The sequence below is a fragment of the Rhodopseudomonas palustris genome (assembly GCF_003031265.1).
In the GTDB taxonomy this organism is placed as follows: Bacteria; Pseudomonadota; Alphaproteobacteria; order Rhizobiales; family Xanthobacteraceae; genus Rhodopseudomonas; species Rhodopseudomonas palustris_H.
Window position 1 is genome coordinate 2406887 of record NZ_CP019966.1, and the last position, 25626, is coordinate 2432512.

Below are 25626 nucleotides of genomic sequence, written 5' to 3' on the forward strand. Positions count from 1 at the left end.
CCTGCTTGCGCCAAATACAAATTTAATTTTGCGTCGGCCATAAGCCAAGCACACCATTTTTGGACCGAATTCGAGATGGTGTGCCTGTGTGCCGCTGCAGCGAGCTCAATGGGTCAATTCGTAGGGCGAGAGTTCTATGGGCCCGAGTGCCTTGTGCTTTTGTCGGTGGCTCCAATTGCTCAGTTTAGAATTTTCGCTCAGGTGCTTTAACACCATGTAGCGTTTCCCGACGCTCTTCCAACCAAACAAGGCTCCTGAACGCGGACCTGCGTAGAGAAGCTGAAACACCTTTTCTATCCGCCCGCCACTTCAAAAGCGAAATTTGGCCATTCAGTTCCGGCAGTGTCAGTTTTGCAACTTCCTCATCGGTGGTCGCTATCGCGGATCGCTTTCCCATGCGGCAATCTCTCTATCATCGACAACCTAAGGGCGAACTAAACGAAATTGCGAAAGTTGGTCCAAAATCCGGAAATGTCTGAGTTTGGCGAAAGGGACCCCGAGTGTCAGATTTCAGTTTACATTGCGCGTATAGCAGAAATAGCCTGAGCTTGCTGGCGAACCGAAATTTATGAGTAGACGCCCTATCCCAGCGATGCTTCGCCGGACCTGCATGAAGAAGCGATCCACCTGGTGCAGAGACGTGTCGTCCTGGAGGATGCCGGCGATGTCCACTGCGGTGCGGCTGCCGTCGTCGGTGTAGAGCCTGACTGTCTTGCCAGGCTCCGACTTCTTAATGAACGGGTACTCAATCTCCCGCTCCCGCAGGGCCAGCCTCGGCGAGGCCCGTTCAACTTCCCGAGGATGCTGTTGTCGACGAAGTAGGTCAGGAAGGCTTTGAAGGGATGAAGGTCGGGGTATTGCTCGATTGTCTTGTGTCTGCTCCTGCCTCGCCCCTTCGAAAAGGGGCGGGAGGCGAAGCCTTTTGGCCACTCCCGAAGAAATCTCCGGCATGGTCGGCACCCCGAATTCCCCAAGGAATTAGGGATGCCGATGAAGGTGGAGTTAAAATTCCACATTTAGGCTAGGGGCTGGGATCGAGATCCGCCCTTCTTGTTTTGCTGCGGAGCTTTAACGCCGTAGCCGCTTCGATCAGCGGCAGACGCGGGTAGTGCGAACCACGCGGTGGCCGTGCGGACCGCGGGTGACGACCTTCCGCATCGTGCAGTGCGGGCCACGGCGGATCACCCGCCGCCGCTCGACGTAGCGCTGCGCAGAAACGTCGGTCATTGGAGCGGCGACCAGCGGCTGCGAGGCCCGGGCGGGCGTGGCGGCAGAGGCTGGAGCGCTGAGGGCTCCAAGACTCAGAAATAGCGCAGCGGCGGCAGCAAAGGCGGTTGTCTTCAAACGCGTTCTCCTTTTCGGCCTCGATGTCCAAGATGGCCGGTCGGCAGTAACGACGAGCAAAGTGTTTGGTTCATCGGGCGCGGCGCCTCGTCGCAGATCGGTGCGACAGCCGACGTAACTCGGAGCAGGACGCGCGGCGGGTAAGCTCCGGCGCTGCCGCCAAAGCTTTGAGCGTAGCTGCCCGCGCTTACTTGAGGCCGCCGGTGACGTGCAGCGTCTCGCCCGTCACGTAAGAGGCGCCGTCGGAGGCGAGGAAGGCAACCACCGAAGCGATCTCTGCGGCTTCGCCGACACGGCCGAGTGGGGTAATCGCTTCGACTTGCTTTCGCATCTCGCCGTCGTGGAAGCCCGCAGCTTTGACGCCCTCGGTGACGACCATGCCGGGATTGACCGCGTTGACGCGGATCTTTCGTGGCGCCAGTTCCTTCGCCAGCACCGCCGTGATCAGATCCACCGACGCCTTGGTGGCGCCGTACACCGCAGTGTTCGGCATCGCGATCGTGGAGACGCCGGAGGAGATGTTGACGACGCTGCCGCCGTCCTTGAACTGCCGCGCCGCCGCTTGCGTCACCAGCAGCAGGCCGAGCACGTTGACGTCGAACTGGCGATGGAAGTGCTCCGGCGTGATCGCATCGAGCGCGCCGAATTCATAGACGCCGGCATTGTTGACCAGCACGTCGATCGGGCCGAACGCCGCCACGGTCGCGTCGACGATCGCCTGCGCAGCCTTGGGATCGGCGACGCTGCCGCCGACCGCGATCGCCTTGCCGCCCTGCGCAGTGATCTTGTGCACGACGTCGTCTGCGCCCTGTTTGCTGGACGCGTAGTTGACGGCGACTGCCGCGCCTTCGGCCGCGAGCTTCAGCGCGATCTCCGCGCCGATGCCCTTCGATGCGCCGGTCACCAGCGCCACTTTGCCTTGCAGTGTCTTGGTCATGATCGTTCGGTTCCTGATCGGAGGTGCGGCCACCGCTGAGGTGTGGCCTTCGGTTCAGTAGTTCGGAAGTATGGGACTATTGAACCAGATCAAGGGGGCGCCTATATCTTTTTCATGGTGCAGTTCGTTCATCCCGCACGCGAAGACATCTCGCTCGCCGGCGTGCTCGCCGCGCTGGCGGATCCGATGCGGCTGCGCATCGTCAAAGCGCTGCTCCAGGAAGGCGACTGCATGTCCTGCGTTGCGGCGGCACCGTGCCCTGACATTCCGAAGTCGACGTTGTCGAACCACTTCCGCGTGCTGCGCGAAGCCGGTTTGATCCGCACCACCAAGAAGGGCGTCGAGCACCGCAACGTCGTACGCGAAGCCGACATCAACGCGCGCTTTCCCGGGCTGCTCAAGGCGATTCTGAAACACGCGGACGAGTAGGCGATCAATCGACTTCATCGTTGCGAGTCGGCGAAAGGGCGGCGCCGGCTGCAAAGTCGTCATCGATTCCGCGTCGCATCGAATGCCGAGTAATTCCAATCCGACGTCGGTACATCATCGTACGAAAACGGACGACGTGCGAGGCACGAACCGCGAGCGGCGACAGAGAAACGTAACAAGGCGACGACGATTGCGCCGCGCCGTTTCACGCGGCGGCACATCACGCGGCGCCGTGAGGCATACATCCACAAGAATCCGCAGAGAATCCCTGCGACAGTCTGAAGCGGTAGGTATGTTGTTGCGTGATGGAACCCGCCGAATTAAACAAAAAGCAATGTTCAAAAAGAAACGGTCGATGGGGGCCAAGATGGCGGCAGGCAACAAGATCATTTCCGAAGCGCGGCATGGCGCTTTCGCTCGTTGCACCGAGGCTTCGCTGTTTTCTGCGCCGATCGTGAGCCGCAACGATTAGTTCGCCGCGGGCCGGCCTCGACTCGAACGATACATTGCGCGGTCGAACAAACGCTTAGCGGTTCGCTCCAACGCACTTCCGATATCCGGCTTCAACAGACTGTGTCGGTCTGAACGGCGAAGCTTTGTCCAAATGCGGCCGGTCTCGACCGGCAGCCATTCTGTTTGCTGGCGGCGTCGTCCCCGACGCCGTGTTGAAGCCGCTGCTCCCGCGGCGACGTTCCGCTCGGATCTCCCTCTTGTTCTTGGAAGTCACGATGAAGAAACAACTGCTGCTCACGACGTCGCTCGCGCCGCTTCTGGCGTTGGGTGTGCTCGGCAGTGCGCCGGCGCTGGCGGATTGCACGATCTCTGGAAATACGACCGGCCTCACTTGCAGCAGCGGCAGCATCTCCTCCAGTCCGAGCACGGCCGTTACGGTCGGCGACGGCGCCGGAGCCAACGGCAGCGTCACCCTCAGCGGCGCGGGAGCGAACTGGACCGACACCAACGAGGTGAGCGTCGGCCGCGACGGCGGCGTCGGCAGCATCAATGTGTCGAACGGCGCCTCGCTGACCACCCGTCGGCTGGGACTTTCCACCGCCACCTGGCAAGCGGGCAGCGGCGGCAATGGCTCGCTGGTCGTGACCGGTCCGCAGACGGTGTGGACCAGCACCGGCGGCATCGATATCGCGCGCACCGCGGGCGCGACCGGCAGCCTGACGATTTCCAACGGTGCGGCCGCCTATATTCGCAGTGTCGGCATCTACACCGGCGCTGGCGCGGAGGTCACCATCCGAGACGCCGGCACCCATGTCGAGATCGGTGATCCGACCAACTGGAATGCAGGAGCCTGGCTCAGTCCTGAGGGTGGCACCGTCAATGTTCTGAACGGAGCTTATCTGTATGCCAGCGGCATCTATGTCGGGCCGGGGGGCAGCAACCTCACGACCGTGAATATCTCGGGACGGAACACTGTCGTCGACACCGATCAGCGCATCTATGTCGGAGGCCAGGACGGGTCCCGCAATGTCGATCCGATGAACGGCAACGGCGTGCTGAATGTCACCGACGGTGCGGTGGTGACTTCGGGCACCGTTGGCACCGGGATGGACCCGCTGTCGCAGGGCATCATCAATGTCTCCGGCAGCGGCACGCGGCTGTGGGCGAAGGCCAATCCGGCCCAAAACATTCTCGGCAATGTCTATGCCGGCTACAATGGTAACGGCACCGTGGTGGTGTCGAACGGCGCAGAGCTCAAGGCCGACAACGAGGTTCGGATCGGTTACGACACCCAGGGCCAAGGCGTGCTGGCGATCGGTGCGGCGAGCGGGCAGGCGGCCGCTGCGCCTGGCACGATCACCGCGTCTCGTATTGTGTTCGGCAGCGGCACCGGTCAACTCATCTTCAACCACACCTCGTCCAACTACACACTGGCATCCGACATCATCGGCAATGGCTCGATTCAAGCGATCGCCGGCCGCACCACGCTGACCGGCGACTCCTCGCAGTTCACCGGCACGATGCAGGTGAGCGGCGGCATTCTGACGATGACTGGCGTGATCGGCGCGGTGATGGCGGTGGAAAGCGGCGCGGTGCTGACCGGTTCCGGTACGGTCGGCGGCGTCAACGCCCAGGCCGGGGCAACAGTCGCGCCCGGCAACAGCCCCGGCACGCTCACGGTGACCGGCAATTATCAGCAGGCTGCCGGGGCGACCTACAATGCCGAACTGGTGCCGGGCAGCACGGTATCGGACCGGATCGCGGTCGGCGGCACCGCGACGTTGGCTCCCGGTGCGATCCTGAAGCTCACCAAGTATGGCGCTGCGCCTTACGCGCTCGATGCCCGCTACACCGTGCTGACTGCGGCCGGCGGCGTCAACGGCACCTACGTCCTCACCGGCGACACCAGCGTGTCGGCGTTCTATTCGCTGATCGCCAACTACGATCCGAACAACGTCTATCTGCAGGCGGTGCAGACCCGCGGCTTCACAGAGGTGGCGCTGACCGCCAATCAGCGCTCCACGGCGGGCGCGCTGCAGGGCCTTGGCGCCGGCGGCGCTTTGCGTGCGGCGGTCGCGGCGTCGCCGACCGACCCTGCGGCACGGGCGGCGTTCGATCAGCTCTCCGGCGAGGCCTTCGCATCGGCCAAGACAGCGCTGCTCGACGACAGCCGGTTCGTGCGCGAGGCGACCTCGCAGCAGGTGCAGTCCGCGCTGCGCGGTCCCGATACGGCCGTGTGGGCGCGCGCGTATGGCTCGTGGGCGAAGGCTGATGGCAATGGCAATGCCGCAGACGTGCGTCGCAATGCCGGCGGCGTGCTGTTCGGTGCCGATGGCGAATTGTTCAACGCGCTGCGGCTCGGCGTGGTCGGCGGCTATGGGTCGACCTCGATCAATCTCGACGGCGGCCGCGGTTCGGTGACGGGCGACACCTACAGTGTCGGTATCTACGGCGGCCGGGCCTGGAACGCGCTGGCGGTCAGCTTCGGCGCCAATCACGCCTGGCATAATCTGTCCTCGACCCGCACCGTGGCGCTGACCGGCTTCTCGGATCGGCTGACCGCGGACTACAACGCTCGCACCACGCAGGTCTATGGCGATGTCGGTTACACCGTCGAACTCGGCCGCGCTGCGCTGCAGCCGTTCGCCGGCCTTGCTTATGTCAGCCTCGACACCTCCGGCTTCACCGAGCGGGGCGGGGCGGCTGCGCTCCGCAGCGCTGGCGACAATGTCGATGCCACGTTCTCGACGCTCGGCCTGCGTGCCAACGGTGCGCTGACGCTCGGCACCACCGCCGTGACGGCGAACGGGATGGTCGGCTGGCGGCACACGATGAACAGCGTGATCCCGACCGCCACGAACGCGTTTGCGACCGGCAATGCGTTCACGGTGTCGGGTCTTCCGCTGGCGAAGGACGTCGCCGTGTTCGAAGCCGGCCTCGGCACCGCGCTCAATCCGAGCACGGCGCTCAGCGTCAACTACTCCGGCCAGGTCGGCTCCAGCATCTCCGACCACGGTGTCCGCGCCAACCTGCGCGTCACGTTCTGATCAGCAATCAAAGGCGGTGCCGTTTCCGACATTCGGCACCGCCTTCCTAACATATCGGCGACAGCAGGGCTTCGATGGGCCGGCTGGTAAATGACCCACAAGCAGATCGACTGGAGGTACTATGGCGGCTCGCGATTCTATCTGGTGGAAGGCACGGCTCGCCGCTTCCCCGGCTCGCCGTCTGCTGATCTCGACCGCTCTCACGCCGCTGGTGATCGGCGCGATGTCCAGTTGGTCCGCCGCTCAAGCCGCGTGCAGCGTCTCGGGAAACGTGACTCTGAATCAGTGTGACAATTCGCTCGTCTCCGCGACTCCGATCGCGGGTGCGTCGTCCATCACTCTCGACTCGGTGACGTCCGGCGGCATCGACGTCTATCCGTCCGGGAGCGCTACCGGTCTTGTGGACGTCACGGTCAATGTGCTCGGCGCGACTAATGTCTACCGAACCAACTACCCGGCATTCGCGTGGGAGACGAACCGGAGTAATGCCAATTTGTCAGTTTTCATCGGATCGGCTGTGACGCTGCGGTCCGACCAGGATATGGGGGCGGTCTGGCTGCGAAACACCACGTCAGGGAACCTCTCCGTCGACAACGCTGGCACCGTCATAGCCAACGGTGTGGGCCAGGATGGCATCACTCTGACGACACATGACGGCACCGTCACCCTGATCAATCGCGGTAATGTCACTTCGACGCAGGCGCGGGGGCTTTACGCCGACGGCAACTTCGGCGGCGCCACCCCGCGGACGGTCAACATCGTCAATTCCGGTTGGGTGAGCTCGGCCCTCGCTGGTGCGCGCGCGATCGCCTACAACGGCTTGGCATCGATCGAGAACTCCGGCACCGTCGAGAGCACCTATCGGCAAGGTCTCGTCGCTTGGTCGAATAGTGGCCCGGCCTCGATAACAAACAGCGGCACTGTGACCGCCAACGACGATTCCGCCCTGTTGTCGTGGTCGGAGAGCGGCGACACCACGATCGTGAACAGCGGCACCGCCATCGCGCGTGACAACACCGGCCACGCCGATCTCGGCGACGGCGGGCATCACGGCATCTATACCAAGGTCGGAACTTTCGGTCAGACGACGATCGATAACCAGCAGGGTGCGGTTGTCCAGGCGGATCAAGCCGGAATCTCCGCCAGCTCGGCGGGCGGCGGCATCACCATCACACAGTCTGGTTCGATCACGGCGGCCCAGGGCATTGTCGCCTCCACGGCGAACGGTGCTATCAACGTCAGCAATAGCGGTGCCGTCACCGCGACCGGCGTCGGCGTCAGTCTCGACGGCACGACCAATTCGCTGGTCAACTCGGGCACGATCACGACGAACTCGGCGACCGATGCGGCGATCGTCACCGGCAACGGCAACAGCACGATCAGCAATGCCGGCACGATCAGCAATTCGGGCGGAGGCGCGGCGATCAAGTTCGGCAACGGCACCAACAGGCTGGTGCTTGATGCCGCCACGTCCAACATTCAAGGCGTGGTTCAGGGAGGCACTGGCGACAACTATCTTGTTCTCAACACCGGCACGTCGGCGTCTCTGACGATGCTGTCCGTGGGCGCGACCGGGCAGTTCCGCGATTTCAACTTTATCGAGAAGACCGGCGCTGGTGCGCTGACGCTGTCCGGCAACGGCGGCGGATTCACCGGATCGATGCTGATCAAAGACGGCCAGATGGTGGTCAACAGCACCAGCGCAACGTCCGCGGTCACGGTCTATAGCGGGGCGGCGCTCTCGGGCTCGGGCATCGTCGGTGCGGTCCAGATGCTGTCTGGTTCGACCATCTCTCCGGGCAATAGCCCCGGCACGTTGACGGTGACCGGCAATTATCAGCAGGCTGCCGGGGCGACCTACAATGCCGAACTGGTGCCGGGCAGCACGGTATCGGACCGGATCGCGGTCGGCGGCACCGCGACGCTTGCGCCCGGCGCGAGCCTGAAGCTCACCAAATACGGCACCGCCCCTTACGCGCTCGATGCCCGCTACACCGTGCTGACTGCCGCCGGCGGCGTCAACGGCACCTACGTCCTGACGGGCGACACCAGCGTGTCGGCATTCTATTCGCTGATCGCCAACTACGATCCGAACAACGTCTATCTGGAGGCGGTGCAGACCCGCGGCTTCACTGAGGTGGCTCTGACCGCCAATCAGCGCGCTACCGCGGGCGTGTTGCAGGCGATGGGGAGTGGCGGCGGTCTTCGTGCCGGCGTCGCGGCGTCGCCGACCGACACTGCGGCACGGGCGGCGTTCGATCAGCTCTCCGGCGAGGCCTTCGCGTCGGCCAAGACCGCGCTGCTCGACGACAGCCGGTTCGTGCGCGAAGCGACCTCGCAGCAGGTGCAATCGGCGCTCCGCGGACCTGACACGGCCGTGTGGGCGCGCGCGTATGGCTCGTGGGCGAGGGCTGATGGCAATGGCAATGCCGCAGACGTGCGTCGCAATGCCGGCGGCGTGCTGTTCGGTGCCGATGGCGAATTGTTCAACGCGCTGCGGCTCGGCGTGGTCGGCGGCTATGGGTCGACCTCGATCAATCTCGACGGTGGGCGCGGCTCGGTGTCGGGCGACACCTATAGCATCGGCGTCTATGGCGGCCGGGCCTGGAACGCGCTGGCGCTCAGCTTCGGTGCCAATCACGCCTGGCACAATCTGTCCTCGACCCGCACCATCGCGCTGACCGGCTTCGCCGACCGGCTGACCGCGGACTACAACGCCCGCACCACGCAGGTCTATGGCGATGTCGGTTACACCGTCGAACTCGGCCGTGCCGCACTGCAGCCGTTCGCCGGCCTTGCTTATGTCAGCCTCGACACCTCGGGCTTCACCGAGCGGGGCGGGGCGGCTGCGCTGCGCAGCGCTGGCGATAATGTCGATGCCACGTTCTCGACGCTCGGCCTGCGTGCCAACGGTGCGCTGACGCTCGGCACCACCGCCGTGACGGCGAACGGGATGGTCGGCTGGCGGCACACGATGAACAGCGTGATCCCGACCGCCACGAACGCGTTTGCGACCGGCAATGCGTTCACGGTGTCGGGTCTTCCGCTGGCGAAGGACGTCGCCGTGTTCGAAGCCGGCCTCGGCACCGCGCTCAATCCGAGCACGGCGCTCAGCGTCAACTACTCCGGCCAGGTCGGCTCCAGCATCTCCGACCACGGCGTCCGCGCCAACCTGCGCGTCACGTTCTGAGCTGACAACGTGGCTGCCGGATGAGCGATCGTCCGGCGGCCGCCGCAACTCGGTGCTTCAGGTCTTCCCGCAGCAGCGTTTGTACTTCTTGCCCGAGCCGCAGGGGCACGGCTCGTTGCGGCCGACTTTGCGTGCCGCTGAGGGCGGTCCCCATTCGATCTCGCGCGGCGCCGGGTCATGGGCGATGCGCCAGCGGTTCAGCGTCAGGATCCAGCCGGCTATCTGGTCGGAGTTCGGCGCGGTGATTGCGGGGCGATCGCTGGGCAGATTGTCCGCGTCGGCGTGCGCCTCGGCGTCGGCAATCTCGATCAGATCGAGCAGCCCGTCGAACGCGGCCGCCGTCGCTTCGTCGGCATCGTCCAGGCAGCTCCACGCCTCGGGCCGCAGGTCGGTCGCTGCCGCGAAGCCGTCGATCCAGACCTGCCACACCAATTCGCCGCTGTCGGGATCGACCGGCAGCAGCGGCTGGTAGCGCTCGGGGTGGTCCGACAGGGTTTTGGCGACGGAGTTGTAGTACTGCACGATTAGCGCGAACACCCGGTTGGCATGCGTCAGATCGGTGAACGGCGACGCCTGGTCATCGCCGGCATCGTAGACGACCGGCAGCCAGTCGCCGGGTTTGATCGGCTCGGGACACAGCAGCAGGCCGGCAACGAAGCCGTCGAGTTCCTCGACCAGCATGGCGTCCGGGCCGAGCGCTTCCAATGCGTCGTCAAGCTTGTCGAGATAATTTGCTGATTTGGCCATGGGCTGGTTCGCTCGGGCGGTGGTGAGAGGGAGCGCCCTCTGTAGCGCGGATCGCGCGATGGTGCGCGCTCTTGGAAGTAAATGCGCCAATCCTCGAGATCGTCATTCCCGGACGCGCCGAAAGCTCGCGGGCCCCAATATCTCCAGAGCTTCGTGACCGAGAACGGCGGAGCTGCCCGTGCATCATCGCGCGTGCCACGAATATGAATTCCGGGCTCGCGCTTCGCGCGCCCCGGAATGACGAAACAGAGGCGTTGCGGACCCGATTGCGCCAACAAAAAAGCCCGGCGTTTCCGCCGGGCTTCATTGTCTTTGCGAAGGTCGCTGGACTTAGAAGTCCATGCCGCCCATGCCGCCGCCCGGGGGCATCGCGGGGCCGCCGGCGTTCTTCTTCGGCAGTTCGGCGATCATCGCTTCGGTGGTGATCAGCAGCGCGGCCACCGAGGCGGCGTTCTGGATCGCGGTACGGACCACCTTGGTCGGATCGATGATGCCCTTCTTGACCAGGTCGCCGTATTCGCCCGACTGCGAGTCGAAGCCGAACGCGTACTGCTCCTTTTCGAGCACCTTGCCGACGATCACCGAGCCGTCTTCGCCGGCGTTGATGGCGATCTGACGGGCCGGGGCGGAGAGGGCGCGACGCACGATCTCGACGCCGGTCTTCTGGTCGTCGTTCTTGGTCTTGAGACCCTTGAGCTGCTCGGAGGCGCGCAGCAGAGCGACGCCGCCGCCCGGAACGATGCCTTCCTCGACCGCAGCGCGGGTGGCGTGCATCGCGTCATCAACGCGATCCTTACGCTCCTTCACCTCGACCTCGGTCGCGCCACCGACGCGGATCACCGCGACGCCGCCGGCGAGCTTGGCCAGACGCTCCTGCAGCTTCTCGCGGTCGTAGTCCGAGGTGGTTTCCTCGATCTGCGCCTTGATCTGCGCGACGCGGGCCTCGATGTCGGCCTTCTTGCCGGCGCCGTTGACGATCGTGGTGTTCTCCTTGTCGATCATCACCTTCTTGGCGCGACCCAGCATCTGCAGGGTGACGTTCTCCATCTTGATGCCGAGGTCTTCCGAGATCGCCTGGCCGCCGGTCAGGATCGCGATGTCCTGCAGCATGGCCTTGCGGCGGTCACCGAAGCCCGGCGCCTTGACGGCCGCGACCTTGAGGCCGCCGCGCAGACGGTTGACGACGAGGGTGGCGAGGGCTTCGCCTTCAACGTCTTCCGCGACGATCACCAGCGGCTTGCCGGTCTGCACCACGGCTTCGAGCAGCGGCAGCAGTTCGTTGAGGTTGGAGAGCTTCTTCTCGTTGATCAGGATGTAGGCGTCGTCGAATTCAACGCGCATCTTGTCGGCGTTGGTGACGAAGTAGGGCGAGATGTAGCCGCGGTCGAACTGCATGCCCTCGACGACGTCGAGTTCGGTCTCGAGCGACTTGGCTTCCTCGACGGTGATGACACCCTCGTTGCCGACCTTCTTCATCGCGTCGGCGAGGAACTTGCCGATCTCCGAGTCGCCGTTGGCCGAGATGGTGCCGACCTGGGCGATCTCGTCGTTCGACGTGACCTTCTTGGAGTTCTTGACGAGGTCTGCGACGACGGCTTCCACCGCCAGGTCGATACCGCGCTTCAGATCCATCGGGTTCATGCCGGCGGCAACGGCCTTGGCGCCTTCGCGCACGATCGCCTGGGCCAGTACGGTCGCGGTGGTGGTGCCGTCACCGGCGGCGTCGGCCGACTTCGAGGCGACTTCGCGCACCATCTGCGCGCCCATGTTCTCGAACTTGTCGTCGAGCTCGATGTCCTTGGCGACGGTGACGCCGTCCTTGGTGATGCGTGGTGCGCCGAACGACTTGTCGAGGACGACGTTGCGGCCCTTCGGACCCAGCGTGACCTTCACGGCGTTGGCGAGAATGTCCACGCCGCGCAGCATGCGGTCGCGGGCGTCGACGCCGAATTTGACTTCTTTAGCGGACATAAGAGGTTTCCCTTGGGTTGGATCGTTGTCTCCTCATCCTGAGGAGCGGACCGCAGGTCCGCATCTCGAAGGATGAGCGGTCTCAGCGTGTGGAGCTCACCCTTCGAGACGCGCCTTGCAGGCGCTCCTCAGGGTGAGGGACCTCCAAAGGCTCAGGCGGCCTTCTTCTTGGCGCCGGCGTCGGTGATGACGCCCATAATGTCGCTTTCCTTCATGATCAGCAGCTCTTTGCCGTCGATCTTGACCTCGGTGCCGCTCCACTTGCCGAACAGCACGCGGTCACCGACCTTGAGGTCGATCGGGATCAGCTTGCCGGCTTCGTCGCGGCCACCCGGGCCGACGGCGACGACTTCGCCCTGCGAGGGCTTTTCCTTGGCCGTGTCAGGAATGATGATACCGCCGGCGGTCTTCTCTTCGGCGTCGATGCGCTTGACCACGACGCGGTCGTGAAGCGGACGGAAGTTCATGCAAGTCCTCCTAAGTTTCTGAACTTGTTTCAGAAATCGAAATATTGGCAGTCGCGGACATTGAGTGCCAGCGCGACACGGACGAGATAGTCGAGGGTTTTTCGGGAGACAAGGGCTGCGCGCGAAATTTTTAGCACTCGCGCGGAACATCTGCCAAACACCGTGAACGACGATGCGGCGACAATCAAGTCCCGACTATCCCGTGGCCCTTGGCGTCTCTGTTAGCACTTGTATTAAGTCGCTGCTAAGGCTGCATTTTTCCGCATTTGCCGTCGATTTTTGACTTGAGATGCCCAGTCCAGATGCGTCACATTTTCAGGTGCGCGGGATGGGCAAGTGAAGACCGGAGCCCAGCACCGCGGGGACAGCAGACGGAAGGACGGCATTCCCAGGCAATCCCGGTCGCGAACTGTTGCGGAATGCTGGTTCGGAAAGGAGGATTTATGGTCGAACGAGGTGCAGTTTCTGAAGACTTCAGGAAGCAGGTGCTCGGCTACGGTCTGACGACCGCCGAAATTCTCTATCGCCGCCCCGACCGGCAATGGCTGCTGCAGAGCTACACGTGGCAGGACTACGACCTGGCGCCCGATTTCCCCGCCCTGAACGACTTTCTCAGTTTTTGGAAAGCGAAGCTCGAAGGGCCGCTGTTCGCCGTCACCGTCGCGCATTCCAAGCTGATCAAGCCGGCCGAGCTGCGCGCCGTCGACGGTGTCTTCAGACTGCACTGACTTCGTTATTGCCGGTCGGCGGTCCCTTCGTCGGCCGGCAGCGGATAGGGCGACCATTGCCGCGCGCCGCGGTCGTAGCGGCAGGATGAGCAGGGATCAATTGCGACAGTCATAGCGATACGGCGACGGCGCTGTTTCCACAGCGGCCGAGAGTAGTTGTGCCTATGTTGGTGAGCGTCGAAAAACTGATCGCAGTGCGCAAGACTACGTCATTAGCCCTACCACTGCACCCATCAGGCAAGTGGTCAGTGTGCCGGACACGATCGACCGCAGGCCGAGGGCTGCGATCTCTTCGCGGCGCTCGGGGGCCATTGCGGTGAGGCCGCCCAGCATGATGCCAAGGCTGCCGAAATTGGCGAAGCCGCACATCGCGTACAGCATGATCAGCTTCGAGCGCGGGTCGAGCGCATCGGGCGGCAGCTTTGCCAGCTCGACATAAGCGATCAGCTCGTTGAGGACGGTCTTGATCCCCATCAGCGAACCGGCGGTGACCGCCTGATCCCATGGCAGGCCGAGCAGCCAGCACACCGGCGCCATCAGATAGCCGAGCAGCCGCTGCAGCGTGATCGCCTCGCCGCCGACATGCGGCAGCAGGCCAAGCACGGCGTTACCGAGATACACCAGCGCCACCAGCACGATCAGCATCGCGATGATGTTGAGCAGCAGCTCTAGGCCGGCCGCGGTGCCCTTGACGATCGCATCCATGCTGCTGACAGCGATCTGGCCGGGGTCGGCGAGTTCGCCGCCGGTGGCGCGCGCTTCGGTCTCCGGCACCATGATCAGGCTGACCAGAATCGCGGCCGGCGCGCCGAGCACCGAGGCGATGACGAAGTGCGCGGCGGCGTCGGGCAGCACCGGCGCCAGCAGCGTGGCGTATAGCACCAGCACGGTGCCGGCGATGCCGGCCATGCCGCCGGTCATCACCAGAAACAGTTCGCTGCGGGTGAGCTGCGCCAGATAGGGGCGGATGAACAGCGGCGCTTCGACCATGCCCAGAAACACATTGGCGGCGGTCGATAGCCCGACCGCACCGCCGACGCCGAGCGTGCGCTTGAGTAGCCAGGCCATGCCCCGCACCACCGGCGGCAGGATCCGCCAGTAGAACAACAGCGTGGTCAGCACGCTCATCACCAGCACCACCGGCAGCGCCTGAAACGCGAGGATGAAATCGGCCCCCGGCGCCTTGATGTCGAACGGCGCCGGCGCGCCGCCGAGGTAGCCGAACGCGAATGAGGTGCCGGCCCGGCTCGCCGCCGAGATGACGCCGACTGCATCGTTGATCGCCCCGAACGCCCGAGCGGCGCCGGGCAGCTTCAGCATCGCCACCGCGGTCAAAAGCGTGATGCCGAGCCCGATGGCGACTTGCCGCACCGACACGCGGTCGCGATTCTCGCCGAATGCCCACGCGAGCATCAGCAGCGCGAATACGCCGAATCCGGATTGCAGTTGAAGCATGTCGTCCCCCGAGCCGAAGCCGATGGGTAGGCCAGGGCAGGGCGCGCTGGCAAGTCGACTAAAGCGCGGGCCGCTGGGGCGCGGCCGTCATCGCGGCTTCGTCGTGGGCGGCGACAGTGCGGCCGAACGGGGTGTGCTAGACAGGGCCGACACCTCGGACTTCCGGATATCGGATTGAACATGAGCGAGCGGATTATCGTCACCTATCAGGTCGCTTCGGCACCGGGGGAGATCGCTGCTCGGGCCGAGGCGCTGGCGATCGAGCAGAGCGTCGAGTGTCCGCTGGCGGCGGTGACGGAGCGGCGGATCCGGGACGAGATCGTCGGCCGGGTTGAGGCGATCAGGCCGATCGGCGAGGCTCGCTTTTCGGTGCAGGTCAGCCTGGCGAGCGCGACGGCGCCGGCCGAGGCCGGACAGCTGCTCAACATGCTGTTCGGCAACAGTTCGATCCAGCCCGACGTGACGCTGGCCGATGTCGAATTGCCGCCGGCCTATCCGGCTGCCTTCGGCGGGCCGAGGCTCGGCATCGCCGGTCTTCGCGCCAAGCTCGGTGCGCCGCGGCGGGCGCTGACCGCGTCGGCGCTGAAGCCGCAGGGGCTGGCGCCGGAGGCGCTGGCGGGGCTCGCGCACCGGCTGGCGCTCGGCGGTGTCGATCTGATCAAGGACGACCACGGCATCGCCGATCAGGCGTTCAGTCCGTTCTCGGCACGGGTGCCGGCGGTGGCTCGCGCGGTGCGCGAGGCCTGCGATTCTCGGGGCGCGGCGACGCTGTACGCGCCGCATGTCTCCGGTTCGCTCGACGACATGCGGCGGCAGCTCGACCTTGTCCGCCGCGAAGGCCTGTCCGCGGTGATGCTGATGCCGATGATTGTTGGGCTGGCCAACTTCCACCTGATTGCCAAAGAGGCGGAAGGGTTGGTCATGCTGGCGCATCCGTCGCTGGCCGGTGCGCAGCGGATCGCGCCCGATCTGCTGCTGGGCAAACTGTTCAGGTTGCTTGGGGCGGATGCGACGATCTTCCCGCATCACGGCGGCCGGTTCGCCTACACGCCGGAGACCTGTAGCGCGCTGGCGGATGCGGCGCGGCGCGACTGGTACGATCTGAAGCCGTGCCTCCCGGTTCCGGCCGGCGGTATCGCAATTGATCGCATCCAAGACCTGCTGGCATTCTACGGCTCCGACGTAATGCTACTGATCGGCGGCAGCCTGCTGGCGACAGGCGAGCAACTGACCGAGCAGGCGGCGCGGTTCACCGCGGAGGTGGCAAGCCATGGCCAATGACAATTCAGCAGCGCCAAATCCGGCGGCGGGCGAACGAGTTGGTGTCCGCGAGCAGACTGCCCCGGGCCGCTGGGATGGTGTCGCGGTGACGCCGTACAAGCAGACCGCCGAGGCGCCGTTCCAGGACATCTCGCGGCAGCTTCTATTCTCGGATCCGAATCTCGCCTGCGAGTGGCGCTATTTCGAGGTCGACGAGGGCGGTTATTCGACGCTGGAGCGTCACGGCCATGTGCATGCGGTGATGATCCATCGCGGTCGCGGGCAGTGCCTGGTCGGCGACACGATCAGCGATGTCGGGCAGGGCGATTTGGTATTCATCCCGCCGATGACCTGGCATCAGTTTCGTGCCAATCGCGGCGACTGCCTCGGTTTTCTCTGCGTCGTCAATGTCACGCGTGACCGGCCGCAATTGCCGACGGCGGACGATGTTGCGAAGCTGCGTAAGAACAAGCGTATCGCCGACTTCATTCGCATCGGCGGGGAGTAGCTGCACGTCAGCGTGGCGCGATCTCGACCGTGACGGTGTGCCGCTGCGCCGGAGCCTGGTTCTCCCAGTCGCGCAAGTAATCGAATACCGCGGTGGCGGTGCCGTCCTTGCGAGCGATGATGCGGAATGACCGGGTGCCGGGGACGCCGACCATCGGCTGGTGCACGACATCGCCGCCGCCCTGGCGGTAACCGGCATCGGAAATCTCGATCAGGTCGAGATTGCGGCTCGCTTTGGTGTCGAGATGCCAGCGATAGCCGGTCGACGGATTCTCTTTCAGGCTGAACGTGGCTTCGCCGCTGACCGCGAGGCGCAATGTCTCGGCGGTGTCGTCGGCTCGCGGTGGCGCGACACCCGCAACCAGCGCTATGCCGGCCAGCATGCCGAGCAGTCCCAGTCGTCGGAAGGTCGTGAACGAAGTCCGCATATTAGCCCCCGGAAAGACGCGGCTCAGCCGCGTCCGACGAATGGCATCTTGGTCGCCATCACCGTCATGAACAGGACGTTGGCGTCGAGCGGCAGGCCCGCCATGTAGGCCACCGCATCGCCAACCGCCTTCGCATCCATCCGCGGCTCGGCGATGGTGCGGCCGTCGGGCTGCAGCACGCCTTGCACCATGCGATCGGTCATCGGCGTGGCGGCGTTGCCGATGTCGATCTGGCCGACCGCGATGTCGTAGGCGCGGCCGTCGAGATTGCTCGCCTTGGTGAGGCCGCTGATCGCGTGCTTGGTGGCGGTGTAGGCGGCCGAGAACGGCCGCGGCGCGTGAGCCGAGATCGAGCCGTTGTTGATGATGCGGCCGCCGCGCGGGGTCTGATCCTTCATAATCCGGAACGCGTGCTGGGTGCACAGGAACGGCGCGGTGAGGTTGGTCGTCACCACCGCCTGCCACTGCTCCAGCGGCAGATCTTCGAACGGCACCGGCGGGGCGCCGATGCCGGCGTTGTTGAACAGCACGTCGAGACGGCCGTAGCGCCCCACGATGGTGTCGAACAGCGCGGCGATCGATGCCGGATCGGCCATGTCGGCGACAACGGGAAGGCTCTCACCGAACTCGGCGCCGAGCTTCTGGGTCTCCTGCAGCAGCTCCAGCCGACGCCCGGCCAGCACCACGGTGAATCCGGCCTGCATCAGCGCCAGCGCCGCGGCACGGCCGACACCGGTGCCTGCACCGGTGACGAGGGCGATCTTGGTGGTGGGCATTGGCGTCTTTCCCGATGTTGTTTCTTGTTGGATGGCGCCGCGATCGTAGACGTTGGCTGCTCGGGCAACAAGCAAATCGGATTATCGATCGGCAGCAGCTTGGCTCGCCGGCCTTTTATCCAAGAATCGTTTGGCCCTCGACAGCCCGCTCTGCATCCGCCCTCGATAGGTCTGCAGCGTGTGCCAAGCGCGGTCCGATCGCAGCGCCGCCTCGCCGAGAAGAGTCCGCCCGGCGACAAACGACGCCAAGGTCACCTGCTGATTGGCAAACCGATATTTGTAATCCTCGTCGCCACAGAGAAAGTCGATCGTCGTGGCGCCGTGATCGATCGACCAACGGATGTAGTCGAACAGCAGGATATAGCCGGGCGAGCTGCGATCGAAGGCGGCGTCGTACGTCGTGACGTAAGCCATCATCGTATCGTGCTGCATCAGATTGATCGTCATGGCGACGATCACTCCGTCTCGCTCAAGCACGAACACCCGAAGCAGTCCTTTGTCGGCGAGCACTTGCGCAAGCGTTTCCAGCATCGGCGAGCCCTCATCGAACAGCGGCGCCACCAGACCGTTCCGCTCGCACCAGGCACGTTTCAGGTCGGCACAGCGCCGCACTGCAGGGCCAATCGGCTCCTCGGGCGACAGCAGGCGGAATTCGACTTTTGCACCTTCCGACAGGCTTTTCAGCGAGCGGCGATAGTTTCGACGCGCATTTCCGGACTGCGCATCGAACCACGCCTGACTGCTGGCCCATGGGCCGACGACGCGGAGACTGGTGGCTTGCCGGTAGTGCGGGCGCAGCGCGCTGCGATATCCAGCTTTATCGTTGGCGAGTGTCCTCACCGCTGCTGTTGGCAGGAGATGGCCGAGGTAAACAGCATCGAAGCCGCCGTGCGCGTGGCTGTAGTCCCACATCCGTTCGAGCACCGACGGGTCGGCGGTTGGGTGCAGAAGTGCATCGCAGTAGTCGGAATAGTCCTTGGCAGCCCATTCGAGGACGCGGACGCCATGCTGGCGACAGATCGCAAGCGGCAGGACGGCCTCTAGAGTGTCGCCGCGCCACGCAAGGACGATAAACAGGTTCCGCCGTTCCCGATCGGGAAGCGCACGCCACCAGGCCGCGATCCAAGCATGGCTCTGAAACACGACGGCGCCGGTGTGGTCCCACAGCGCCTCCCAGGCAGGGCCGATTTCCTGCAGGCGTTCGCCCGTCTGCACGATTTCCAGCCGTTCGCCGTTGATCATTCTCACGTCTCTCAAGGTGGTGTCGCAACTCAGTATGTTTGTGATGTCGGTCGACAACCTATCATTGAGGGAAGTCGGATTGAAAACGCCGGACGATACGAATGGAAAGGAGAGTTAATCGGGGCGGAATGTCTTGTTGACCGTTCCAAGGATGCGCATTCGCGAGCTGTACGGAACGACGGCTATGCTCGGTCTCGATCGACCTGCATCCCGTTTCGACCGCCGTTGCTCCTTAGTATCAAAAAGACTCGCGATTCATCCGAGTTTGGCCGGGCGGCCCATGTAGCGTGCGTCGGCGCCGTAGCTGGCGAGCTTTTGGGAGAGCTCTTTGCTGTCGATTGGCTCGAAGCCCAGTCGCTGCCAAAACCGAACGGTGCCGCCAACGGCGACCAGCGTGATGTTGTCCGCAGTCTCGACGGCATGCTGTTCCAGCGTTGAGAGAATGGTTGCGGCCGCGCCGCCGCCACGCGCTTCGGGAAGCAGGGCGATGTCGTGCAGATAATAGGTCGAGGCTGGCTGGGGGATGAGGCCGAGTAGCGCATTGAGCGCCGGCGGCTGTTTAAAGTGCCACGGGTGGCTGATCAGATAGCCGCCGAGGCCGCTTGCGGTTTCGAGCACGAAGCAGCCGCCTGGATGCAGCGCCAGCCGCTCGGCAAACACCGCTGCATCTTCAGGATAGGCCGCATGCACCACCGCGGCGATCGCGTTGACGGCGGACAGATCGGCGGGCGTCATGCGGCGCCAGGTCGCAGTCTTGACGGTCATCATCTCGCGCCCGATGCCTCACGCCTGGTCCTTATAGGGCGGGCGCGGGATGTTTTTGTGGGCGGCGCGAAGGGCGGCGGACCAGCGCGAGCGGAGGTCGTGGAAGTAGGGCTCGCCCGCCTCGATGCGGTGGTTGAGATCGGCATCGCAGACATCGGTGCGCACCACCAGCACGTCGATCGGTAGCCCGACGCCGAGATTGGAGCGCATCGTCGAATCCATCGAGATCAGGCTGGTCTTCAGCGCCTCGTACAGTTCGACGTCGTAAGTAATCGCGCGATCGAGCACCGGCTTGCCGTATTTGTGCTCGCCGATCTGCAAATACGGCGTGTCGATGGTGCATTCGATGAAATTGCCGGCCGGGTAGATCATGAACAGGCGCATCCGCTCGCCCTTGATCTGGCCGCCGAACAGGAACGACACTTCGTAGTTGATGTCTTCCGCCTTGAGCGCCTGCGCCTCGGTGGCGTTGACGTGCCGGATCGCGCGGCCGATCAGCTGCGCCGCCTGAAACATGCTGGAGGCGCTGATCAGAGTCTCGCGCTCGCCGGTCTCGGCGTTCTCCAGGCCCTCGGTGAGGGTCGACAGCACCGACTGGCTGATCGACAGATTGCCGGCGCTCGCCACCGCCATGATGCGGTCGCCCGGCTTGCTGAAGACGTGCAGCTTGCGGAAGGTCGAGATGTTGTCGAGCCCGGCATTGGTGCGGGTGTCGGCCACCATCACCAGGCCTTCACGCACCAGAACTCCACAGCAATAGGTCATCTCGTCCTCGAACACCGGTCTGAAGGAAAGCGCGGCCGCGCAGAAGGCGGCCGGCTGCGGGACACTAGCCCATCCGCGCCGGCGGTCCAGCCCCCGAAGGGCGTAAGCTACTGCGACTGAAACTGCCGGCCGGCCTGATCGACCTTCACCGACACCGTCAGCGTCTCGAGGCCGCCACCATAGCGGGTGCCGCGCACCGGGGCGGCGCCGAGATAGTCGAGCCCGATCGCGACGCGGGCATGGGCGTCGGTGGTGCAGATGCCGTTGGCCGGATCGAATCCGACCCAGCCGAGACCCGGCACATAGGCTTCGGCCCAGGCGTGGCCGGCGGGCTGGTGCACCACGCCGTCAGCGCGCAGGAAATGTCCGGAGACGAACCGGGCCGGCACGCCGCCGGCGCGTGCGCAGGCGATGAACACATGCGCGTAGTCCTGGCAGACGCCGCGGCGCAGCGTGAAGGCTTCGGACGCCGTGGTGCCGGAATGGGTCGGGTCGTCGTCGAAGGTGATGTGCTTGTTGATCGCCGTCATCAGCGCATGCAGGAAGCCGATCGTATCGCCGCTGCCGTCGCCGCGCAGCTCGCGCGCCAGCGCCTGCATCGGCGGTGCCAGATCGGTCAGTTCGGTCGGGCGCAGAAACAGCTGCGGCGGAAACCGCTCGTCGGCGCCCTTCAGCACGCCCCCGGTGTCGGAGGTCTCGATCAGCCCCTCGGCTGTGATGGTGAGGTCTTCAGTGGCGCCGACCGTCAGCACATGGGTGATGTTGCCGAACGCGTCGTAATGCATGTCCAGCCGGGTGTCGGAGGAGATGTCGATCTGCCATTCGGCGACGTACTGCCCGTCGTGGCTGCTCGGCGTGATCCGCAGCACCTGGATCACGCCGGTGGCGGGCGGCTCGTAGTGATAGTTGGTGGTGTGCGTGATGCGCAGGCGCATGGCGTCCAGAGTCCGGTTGCGGCGGCGGGCAGGGCGCGCGCCTGTGCTCGATCAGATAAGATACTGCTTGGCGACGATTTCGCCGAGCCGGCTGTTGTCGGCGATGAATTCCTGGATGAATTCGTGGACGCCGCGCTGGAAAATGTCGTCCATGTTGGAGTGTTCCAGCCGGTTGCGGATGGCGCGGGCATGACGCTGGGAGGGGCCCTGGCGGCCATAGGCGACGCCGATTTGGTCGAGGTTGCGCACCAGATTGCCGTAGCACGAGGCGAGTGACCGCGGCAGGCTGTCGTTGAGGATCAGCAGGTCGGCGATCAGCCACGGTTTCAAAGTCTCGCGATACACCCAGTGATACGCCGTCAGTGCCGACACCGAGCGCAGGATCGATGACCATTGATAGTAGTCGAGCGGACCGCCGACGTGCTCCTCTTCGGGCAGCAGCAGGTGATATTTGACGTCGAGAATCCGCGCGGTGTTGTCGGCGCGTTCGAGATGCACGCCGAGCCGCGAGAACCAATAGGCGTCGTTGCGCAGCATGGTGCGATAGGCCGAGCCGTCGAACCGTAGCGAGGTCTCCTGCACGAAACGCAGGAACTGCGTCAGCTGCTCGCGGGTCTTGGCGCCCTTGCTCCAGTTCTCTTGCAGTTCGATCCAGGCCGAGTTGATGGTGTCCCACATCGCGCCCGTCAGCGCGGTTCGCACCGAGCGTGCGTTCAGCCGCGCCGCCTCGATGCAATTGCGGATCGATGACGGGTTCGAGGTCGACATCGACAGGAAATCGACGACGTTGGGCTCGTTGGCCTCGTCGTACTGCGCATAGAAGCTGGCGCTGACGCCGGCGGTCAGCAGTGCCGAATCCCATTCGTTGCCCTGGCCCGAATAGGTGTTCGGCAGCGCGGTGACGCGCAGCGTCGCCTCGATGGTCCGCGCCAGATATTCGGCGCGCTCGACGTAACGGGACAGCCAGAACAGGTTTTCAGCGGTACGGGACAGCATGGCTTATTCCGTCATTGCGAGGAGCGGAGCGACGAAGCAATCCAGCTTGCCGATCGGGCGCCATGGATTGCTTCGCTTCGCTCGCAATGACGCCTCCGATGTTGTGAACCTACTCATCCAGCACCCAGGTGTCCTTGGTGCCGCCACCTTGGCTGGAGTTCACCACCAGCGAGCCTTCCTGCAGCGCGACGCGGGTCAGGCCGCCGGGCACCACGGTGATGCGGTCGCGGCCGGTGAGCACGAACGGCCGCAGGTCGACGTGGCGCGGGGCGAGGCCGGCTTCGGTGCAGGTGGGGCAGGTGGAGAGCGCGAGCGTCGGTTGGGCGATGAAGCCCTCCGGCTCGCGCTTCAGCTTCTCGCGGAACGCTTCGATCGTCGCCTTGGTGGCAGTGGGGCCGATCAGCATACCGTAGCCGCCGGAGCCGTGCACTTCCTTGACCACCAGCTCGGACAGATGGTCGAGCACGTAGGCTAGGTCGCTCGGCTCGCGGCAGCGCCAGGTCGGGACGTTCTTCAGGATCGGTTCTTCGTCCAGATAGAATTTCACGATGTCCGGCATATAGCTGTACACCGCCTTGTCGTCGGCGATGCCGGTGCCGACCGCGTTGGCCAGCGTGACGTTGCCGGCCCGATAGGCCGACATCAGCCCGGGCACGCCGAGCACCGAATCCGGGCGGAACGTCAAAGGATCGATGAAGTCGTCGTCGACCCGGCGATAGATCACGTCGACCCGTTTCAGCCCTTCGGTGGTGCGCATGAACACCTCGTCGTTTTTGACGACGAGGTCGCGGCCTTCGACCAGTTCGATGCCGAGCTTGTCGGCGAGGAACGAGTGCTCGTAATAGGCGGAATTGAAAACGCCGGGCGTCATCAGCGCCACGGTCGGTTCCGACGACGAATGTGCGGGAGCCACCGAGCGCAGCGCGGTCAGGAGTTCGTCCGGATAGCGCTCGACCGGCGCGATGCGGTGCCGCGCGAACAAATCCGGAAACAGCCGCATCATGATCTCGCGGTTTTCCAGCATGTAGGAGACGCCCGACGGCGTTCGCGCATTGTCCTCCAGCACGTAGAAATGTTCGTCGTCGACCCGGACGATGTCGATGCCGGCGATATGGACGTAGACGTCGTGCGGCACCGCCTGGCCGTTCATCTCCGGGCGGAACACCGGGTTCTGGAAGATCAGGTCGTCGGGGATGATTCCGGCGCGCAGGATGTCGCGGCCGTGATAGATGTCGCGCAGGAACATGTTGAGCGCGCGGACGCGCTGCTTCAGCCCGAGCTCCATCCGCGCCCATTCCTGCGCCGACAGAATGCGAGGGATGACGTCGAACGGGATCAGCCGCTCCTGCGCTTCCGCGTCGCCATACACCGCGAAGGTGATGCCGATGCGGCGAAACAGCAGCTCGGCTTCCTGGCGTCGATGGGTGAGGGCTTCGGGCGGCGTTTCGCCGAGCCAGCGGGACAATTCCTGATAGGCCGCGCGAACATCGCCGCCGGGGCCGTTCATTTCATCAAACGCAACTGCCATGAAACCAGTCTGATTCCCCACAATGCTGCGTAGAGTGCAGCATGGAACACAGCAGTAGCAAGGGCCGGGCCAGCACGATATGGAAGGAGTGGACGGTTTTTGACCGCGGGTTCACAATGTTGCCCGCAATTCAGGCGGCGTGTTGCTCAATTCATCGGCAGGCGTCTTCGGAACGGGCAGAGCTTGTCGCCGGCAGGTAGCAGCGGGGAAACGGAAGCATTCATGAGCGAGATCGTTACGGCGGGTATCCTGGTGATCGGCGACGAGATTCTGTCGGGCCGGACCAAGGACAAGAACATCGGCTTCATCGCCGAGTACCTGACCAATATCGCGATCGATTTGCGCGAGGTGCGCGTGGTGGCCGACGACGAGGCCGCGATCATCGAGGCGCTGGACGCGTTACGCAGCCGCTACACCTACGTGTTCACCACCGGCGGCATCGGACCGACCCATGACGACATCACGGCCGACTGCGTCGCCAAGGCGTTCGGCGTCGAGATCGGCTATCACCCCGAGGTGGTGGCCCGGTTCCGCGAACGGTTCTCCGAAGCCGAGCTCAACGAAGCGCGGCTGCGGATGGCGCGGATCCCGGATGGCGCCGAGCTGATCCAGAGCGCGACCATCATCGCGCCCGGTTTCAAGATCGGCAACGTCATCGTCATGGCCGGCGTGCCGTCGATCATGCAGGCGATGATGGACATCGTGGCGCCGCGGCTGAAGTCCGGCGTCCGGATGCTGTCGGAGACGGTGAAGGCCAACGCGCGCGAGGGCGACATCGGCGGCCCACTGCGCGAGATCGCCGCCGCACATCCGGATACGATGATCGGCAGCTATCCGTTCCTCGACGAGGAGCGCAAGCCGAACACCAATCTGGTGGTGCGCTCGCGCGATCCGGAAAAGCTGCAGCAGGCGATGGCCGCCGTAAAGCAGATGCTGGCGGACCTGCAGGCCGCAAAGTGAACCAGGACAAGTAGGTCCCATCATCGCGAGGAGCGGACGACGAAGCCATCCAGAACCGCGTGCACCGTGGCTCCGGATTGTTTCGCTGAGCTGGTGCTCAGGACGGCGCAATGCGCCGATCCGGCTGGCTTGCGATGACGAAATAGTCGGAGTGAATGGATGTCTCAAAGCGAACCGAGTGAACAGAAACGGGCAGGGCGTCCGTTTCCGGTGTCATGGGATCAGTTTCATCGTGATTGCCGGGCGCTGAGCTGGCGGCTCAACGAACTCGGGCCGTTCCATGCGGTGATCGCCATCACCCGCGGCGGTCTGGTGCCCGCCGCGATCGTCGCGCGGGAGCTCGGCCTGCGGGTGATCGACACGGTGTGCATCGCCAGCTACGAGCACGACAAGCAGGGCGAGCTTCAGGTGCTCAAGGGCGTCTCCGATCAGACCGCCACGCTGGGCGGCGGCACCGGCAGGGGCCTGCTGATCATCGACGACCTGGTCGACACCGGCAAGACCGGCCGGATGGTGCGGTCGATGCTGCCCGACGCGCATTTCGCCGCGGTCTATGCCAAGCCGAAAGGCCGTCCCTTGGTCGACACCTTCATCACCGAAGTGTCGCAGGACACCTGGATCTTCTTCCCCTGGGACACCGGGCTCAGCTTCCAGCCGCCGCTCAAGGACGGGGCGGGCTGAAGCAAACACACCGTC

General features: G+C 64.5%; 23 protein-coding genes. 9 read left to right on the plus strand and 14 right to left on the minus strand.

Features of this window, described 5'->3' with window-relative positions; genetic code table 11:
• Positions 1 to 1089: 1089 nt before the first annotated feature.
• Together RPPS3_RS24745 and RPPS3_RS11105 are read right to left on the minus strand one after the other, a co-directional pair.
• Positions 1090 to 1227, minus strand: coding sequence for a hypothetical protein (locus tag RPPS3_RS24745; protein ID WP_234820180.1), 138 nt, complete (start codon positions 1225 to 1227; stop codon positions 1090 to 1092).
• Between the two features lie 304 nt (positions 1228 to 1531).
• The gene (locus RPPS3_RS11105) at positions 1532 to 2281 is read right to left on the minus strand and encodes an SDR family NAD(P)-dependent oxidoreductase (RefSeq protein ID WP_107344126.1); all 750 of its coding nucleotides are present in this window, start codon (positions 2279 to 2281) and stop codon (positions 1532 to 1534) included.
• 114 nt (positions 2282 to 2395) lie between these two features.
• On the opposite strand from RPPS3_RS11105, the gene RPPS3_RS11110 reads away from it, so the two are divergent.
• The 4 genes from RPPS3_RS11110 to RPPS3_RS11120 all read left to right on the plus strand — a co-directional run bounded on the left by RPPS3_RS11110 (position 2396) and on the right by RPPS3_RS11120 (position 9400).
• Positions 2396 to 2710, plus strand: coding sequence for an ArsR/SmtB family transcription factor (locus RPPS3_RS11110; RefSeq protein ID WP_107344127.1), 315 nt, complete (start codon positions 2396 to 2398; stop codon positions 2708 to 2710).
• A gap of 292 nt (positions 2711 to 3002) precedes the next feature.
• Entirely contained in the window at positions 3003 to 3182 is a 180-nt protein-coding gene (locus RPPS3_RS24490; protein WP_159060668.1) for a hypothetical protein, read from the plus strand.
• A 256-nt stretch (positions 3183 to 3438) separates the two neighbouring features.
• Entirely contained in the window at positions 3439 to 6210 is a 2772-nt protein-coding gene (locus RPPS3_RS11115) for an autotransporter outer membrane beta-barrel domain-containing protein (protein ID WP_107346556.1), read from the plus strand.
• A 619-nt stretch (positions 6211 to 6829) separates the two neighbouring features.
• Positions 6830 to 9400, plus strand: a complete 2571-nt coding sequence (locus RPPS3_RS11120) for an autotransporter outer membrane beta-barrel domain-containing protein (RefSeq protein ID WP_234820181.1) — start codon at positions 6830 to 6832, stop codon at positions 9398 to 9400.
• A 57-nt stretch (positions 9401 to 9457) separates the two neighbouring features.
• Here the strand turns inward: RPPS3_RS11120 and RPPS3_RS11125 are convergent, their stop codons facing one another.
• The 3 genes from RPPS3_RS11125 to groES form a co-directional block, all read right to left on the minus strand.
• Positions 9458 to 10237, minus strand: a complete 780-nt coding sequence (locus RPPS3_RS11125) for a UPF0149 family protein (protein ID WP_234820182.1) — start codon at positions 10235 to 10237, stop codon at positions 9458 to 9460.
• Positions 10238 to 10477: 240 nt separating this feature from the next.
• Complete coding sequence (gene groL / locus RPPS3_RS11130) at positions 10478 to 12118, minus strand: chaperonin GroEL (RefSeq protein ID WP_107344129.1); 1641 nt, start codon at positions 12116 to 12118, stop codon at positions 10478 to 10480.
• A gap of 152 nt (positions 12119 to 12270) precedes the next feature.
• On the minus strand, positions 12271 to 12585 hold the full coding sequence (gene groES, locus RPPS3_RS11135; RefSeq protein ID WP_013503045.1) for a co-chaperone GroES: 315 nt from the start codon (positions 12583 to 12585) through the stop codon (positions 12271 to 12273).
• 443 nt (positions 12586 to 13028) lie between these two features.
• Here groES and RPPS3_RS11140 point away from each other — a divergent pair, with 443 nt between their 5' ends.
• Positions 13029 to 13313 carry an usg protein gene (locus tag RPPS3_RS11140; RefSeq protein ID WP_107344130.1) on the plus strand — a complete coding sequence of 95 codons (285 nt, stop codon included), beginning with the start codon at positions 13029 to 13031 and terminating at the stop codon, positions 13311 to 13313.
• Positions 13314 to 13517: 204 nt separating this feature from the next.
• Here the strand turns inward: RPPS3_RS11140 and RPPS3_RS11145 are convergent, their stop codons facing one another.
• The gene (locus RPPS3_RS11145; protein WP_107344131.1) at positions 13518 to 14768 is read right to left on the minus strand and encodes a NupC/NupG family nucleoside CNT transporter; all 1251 of its coding nucleotides are present in this window, start codon (positions 14766 to 14768) and stop codon (positions 13518 to 13520) included.
• A gap of 180 nt (positions 14769 to 14948) precedes the next feature.
• Between RPPS3_RS11145 and RPPS3_RS11155 the strand changes: the two genes are divergently transcribed.
• Positions 14949 to 16049: a RuBisCO large subunit C-terminal-like domain-containing protein gene (locus tag RPPS3_RS11155; protein ID WP_107344133.1), complete on the plus strand. Its 1101-nt coding sequence runs from the start codon at positions 14949 to 14951 to the stop codon at positions 16047 to 16049.
• On the plus strand, positions 16039 to 16536 hold the full coding sequence (locus RPPS3_RS11160; protein WP_107344134.1) for a cupin domain-containing protein: 498 nt from the start codon (positions 16039 to 16041) through the stop codon (positions 16534 to 16536). Before RPPS3_RS11155 ends, RPPS3_RS11160 begins: the two co-directional genes overlap by 11 nt.
• A gap of 7 nt (positions 16537 to 16543) precedes the next feature.
• Here RPPS3_RS11160 and RPPS3_RS11165 read toward each other — a convergent pair whose 3' ends face one another.
• The 8 genes from RPPS3_RS11165 to RPPS3_RS11200 all read right to left on the minus strand — a co-directional run bounded on the left by RPPS3_RS11165 (position 16544) and on the right by RPPS3_RS11200 (position 23970).
• Positions 16544 to 16963, minus strand: a complete 420-nt coding sequence (locus RPPS3_RS11165) for a protease inhibitor I42 family protein (protein ID WP_107344135.1) — start codon at positions 16961 to 16963, stop codon at positions 16544 to 16546.
• A 23-nt stretch (positions 16964 to 16986) separates the two neighbouring features.
• Entirely contained in the window at positions 16987 to 17739 is a 753-nt protein-coding gene (locus RPPS3_RS11170; protein WP_107344136.1) for an SDR family oxidoreductase, read from the minus strand.
• A gap of 81 nt (positions 17740 to 17820) precedes the next feature.
• Complete coding sequence (locus RPPS3_RS11175) at positions 17821 to 18981, minus strand: GNAT family N-acetyltransferase (protein WP_107344137.1); 1161 nt, start codon at positions 18979 to 18981, stop codon at positions 17821 to 17823.
• 255 nt (positions 18982 to 19236) lie between these two features.
• Complete coding sequence (locus tag RPPS3_RS11180; protein WP_107346558.1) at positions 19237 to 19746, minus strand: GNAT family N-acetyltransferase; 510 nt, start codon at positions 19744 to 19746, stop codon at positions 19237 to 19239.
• A gap of 18 nt (positions 19747 to 19764) precedes the next feature.
• Positions 19765 to 20511 (minus strand): peptidase, encoded by a 747-nt coding sequence (locus tag RPPS3_RS11185; RefSeq protein ID WP_107346559.1) that lies wholly within the window; start codon positions 20509 to 20511, stop codon positions 19765 to 19767.
• 107 nt (positions 20512 to 20618) lie between these two features.
• Entirely contained in the window at positions 20619 to 21446 is an 828-nt protein-coding gene (locus RPPS3_RS11190; RefSeq protein WP_107344138.1) for a transglutaminase family protein, read from the minus strand.
• A gap of 51 nt (positions 21447 to 21497) precedes the next feature.
• The gene (locus RPPS3_RS11195; protein ID WP_107344139.1) at positions 21498 to 22442 is read right to left on the minus strand and encodes an alpha-E domain-containing protein; all 945 of its coding nucleotides are present in this window, start codon (positions 22440 to 22442) and stop codon (positions 21498 to 21500) included.
• A 109-nt stretch (positions 22443 to 22551) separates the two neighbouring features.
• Positions 22552 to 23970 (minus strand): circularly permuted type 2 ATP-grasp protein, encoded by a 1419-nt coding sequence (locus RPPS3_RS11200; RefSeq protein ID WP_107344140.1) that lies wholly within the window; start codon positions 23968 to 23970, stop codon positions 22552 to 22554.
• 222 nt (positions 23971 to 24192) lie between these two features.
• Here RPPS3_RS11200 and RPPS3_RS11205 point away from each other — a divergent pair, with 222 nt between their 5' ends.
• Both RPPS3_RS11205 and gpt read left to right on the plus strand, forming a co-directional pair.
• Complete coding sequence (locus RPPS3_RS11205; RefSeq protein WP_107344141.1) at positions 24193 to 24930, plus strand: competence/damage-inducible protein A; 738 nt, start codon at positions 24193 to 24195, stop codon at positions 24928 to 24930.
• Positions 24931 to 25089: 159 nt separating this feature from the next.
• A complete protein-coding gene (gene gpt / locus RPPS3_RS11210) occupies positions 25090 to 25611 on the plus strand; it encodes a xanthine phosphoribosyltransferase (RefSeq protein ID WP_107344142.1) in 522 nt (173 codons plus the stop codon).
• The last annotated feature ends 15 nt before the right edge of the window (positions 25612 to 25626 follow it).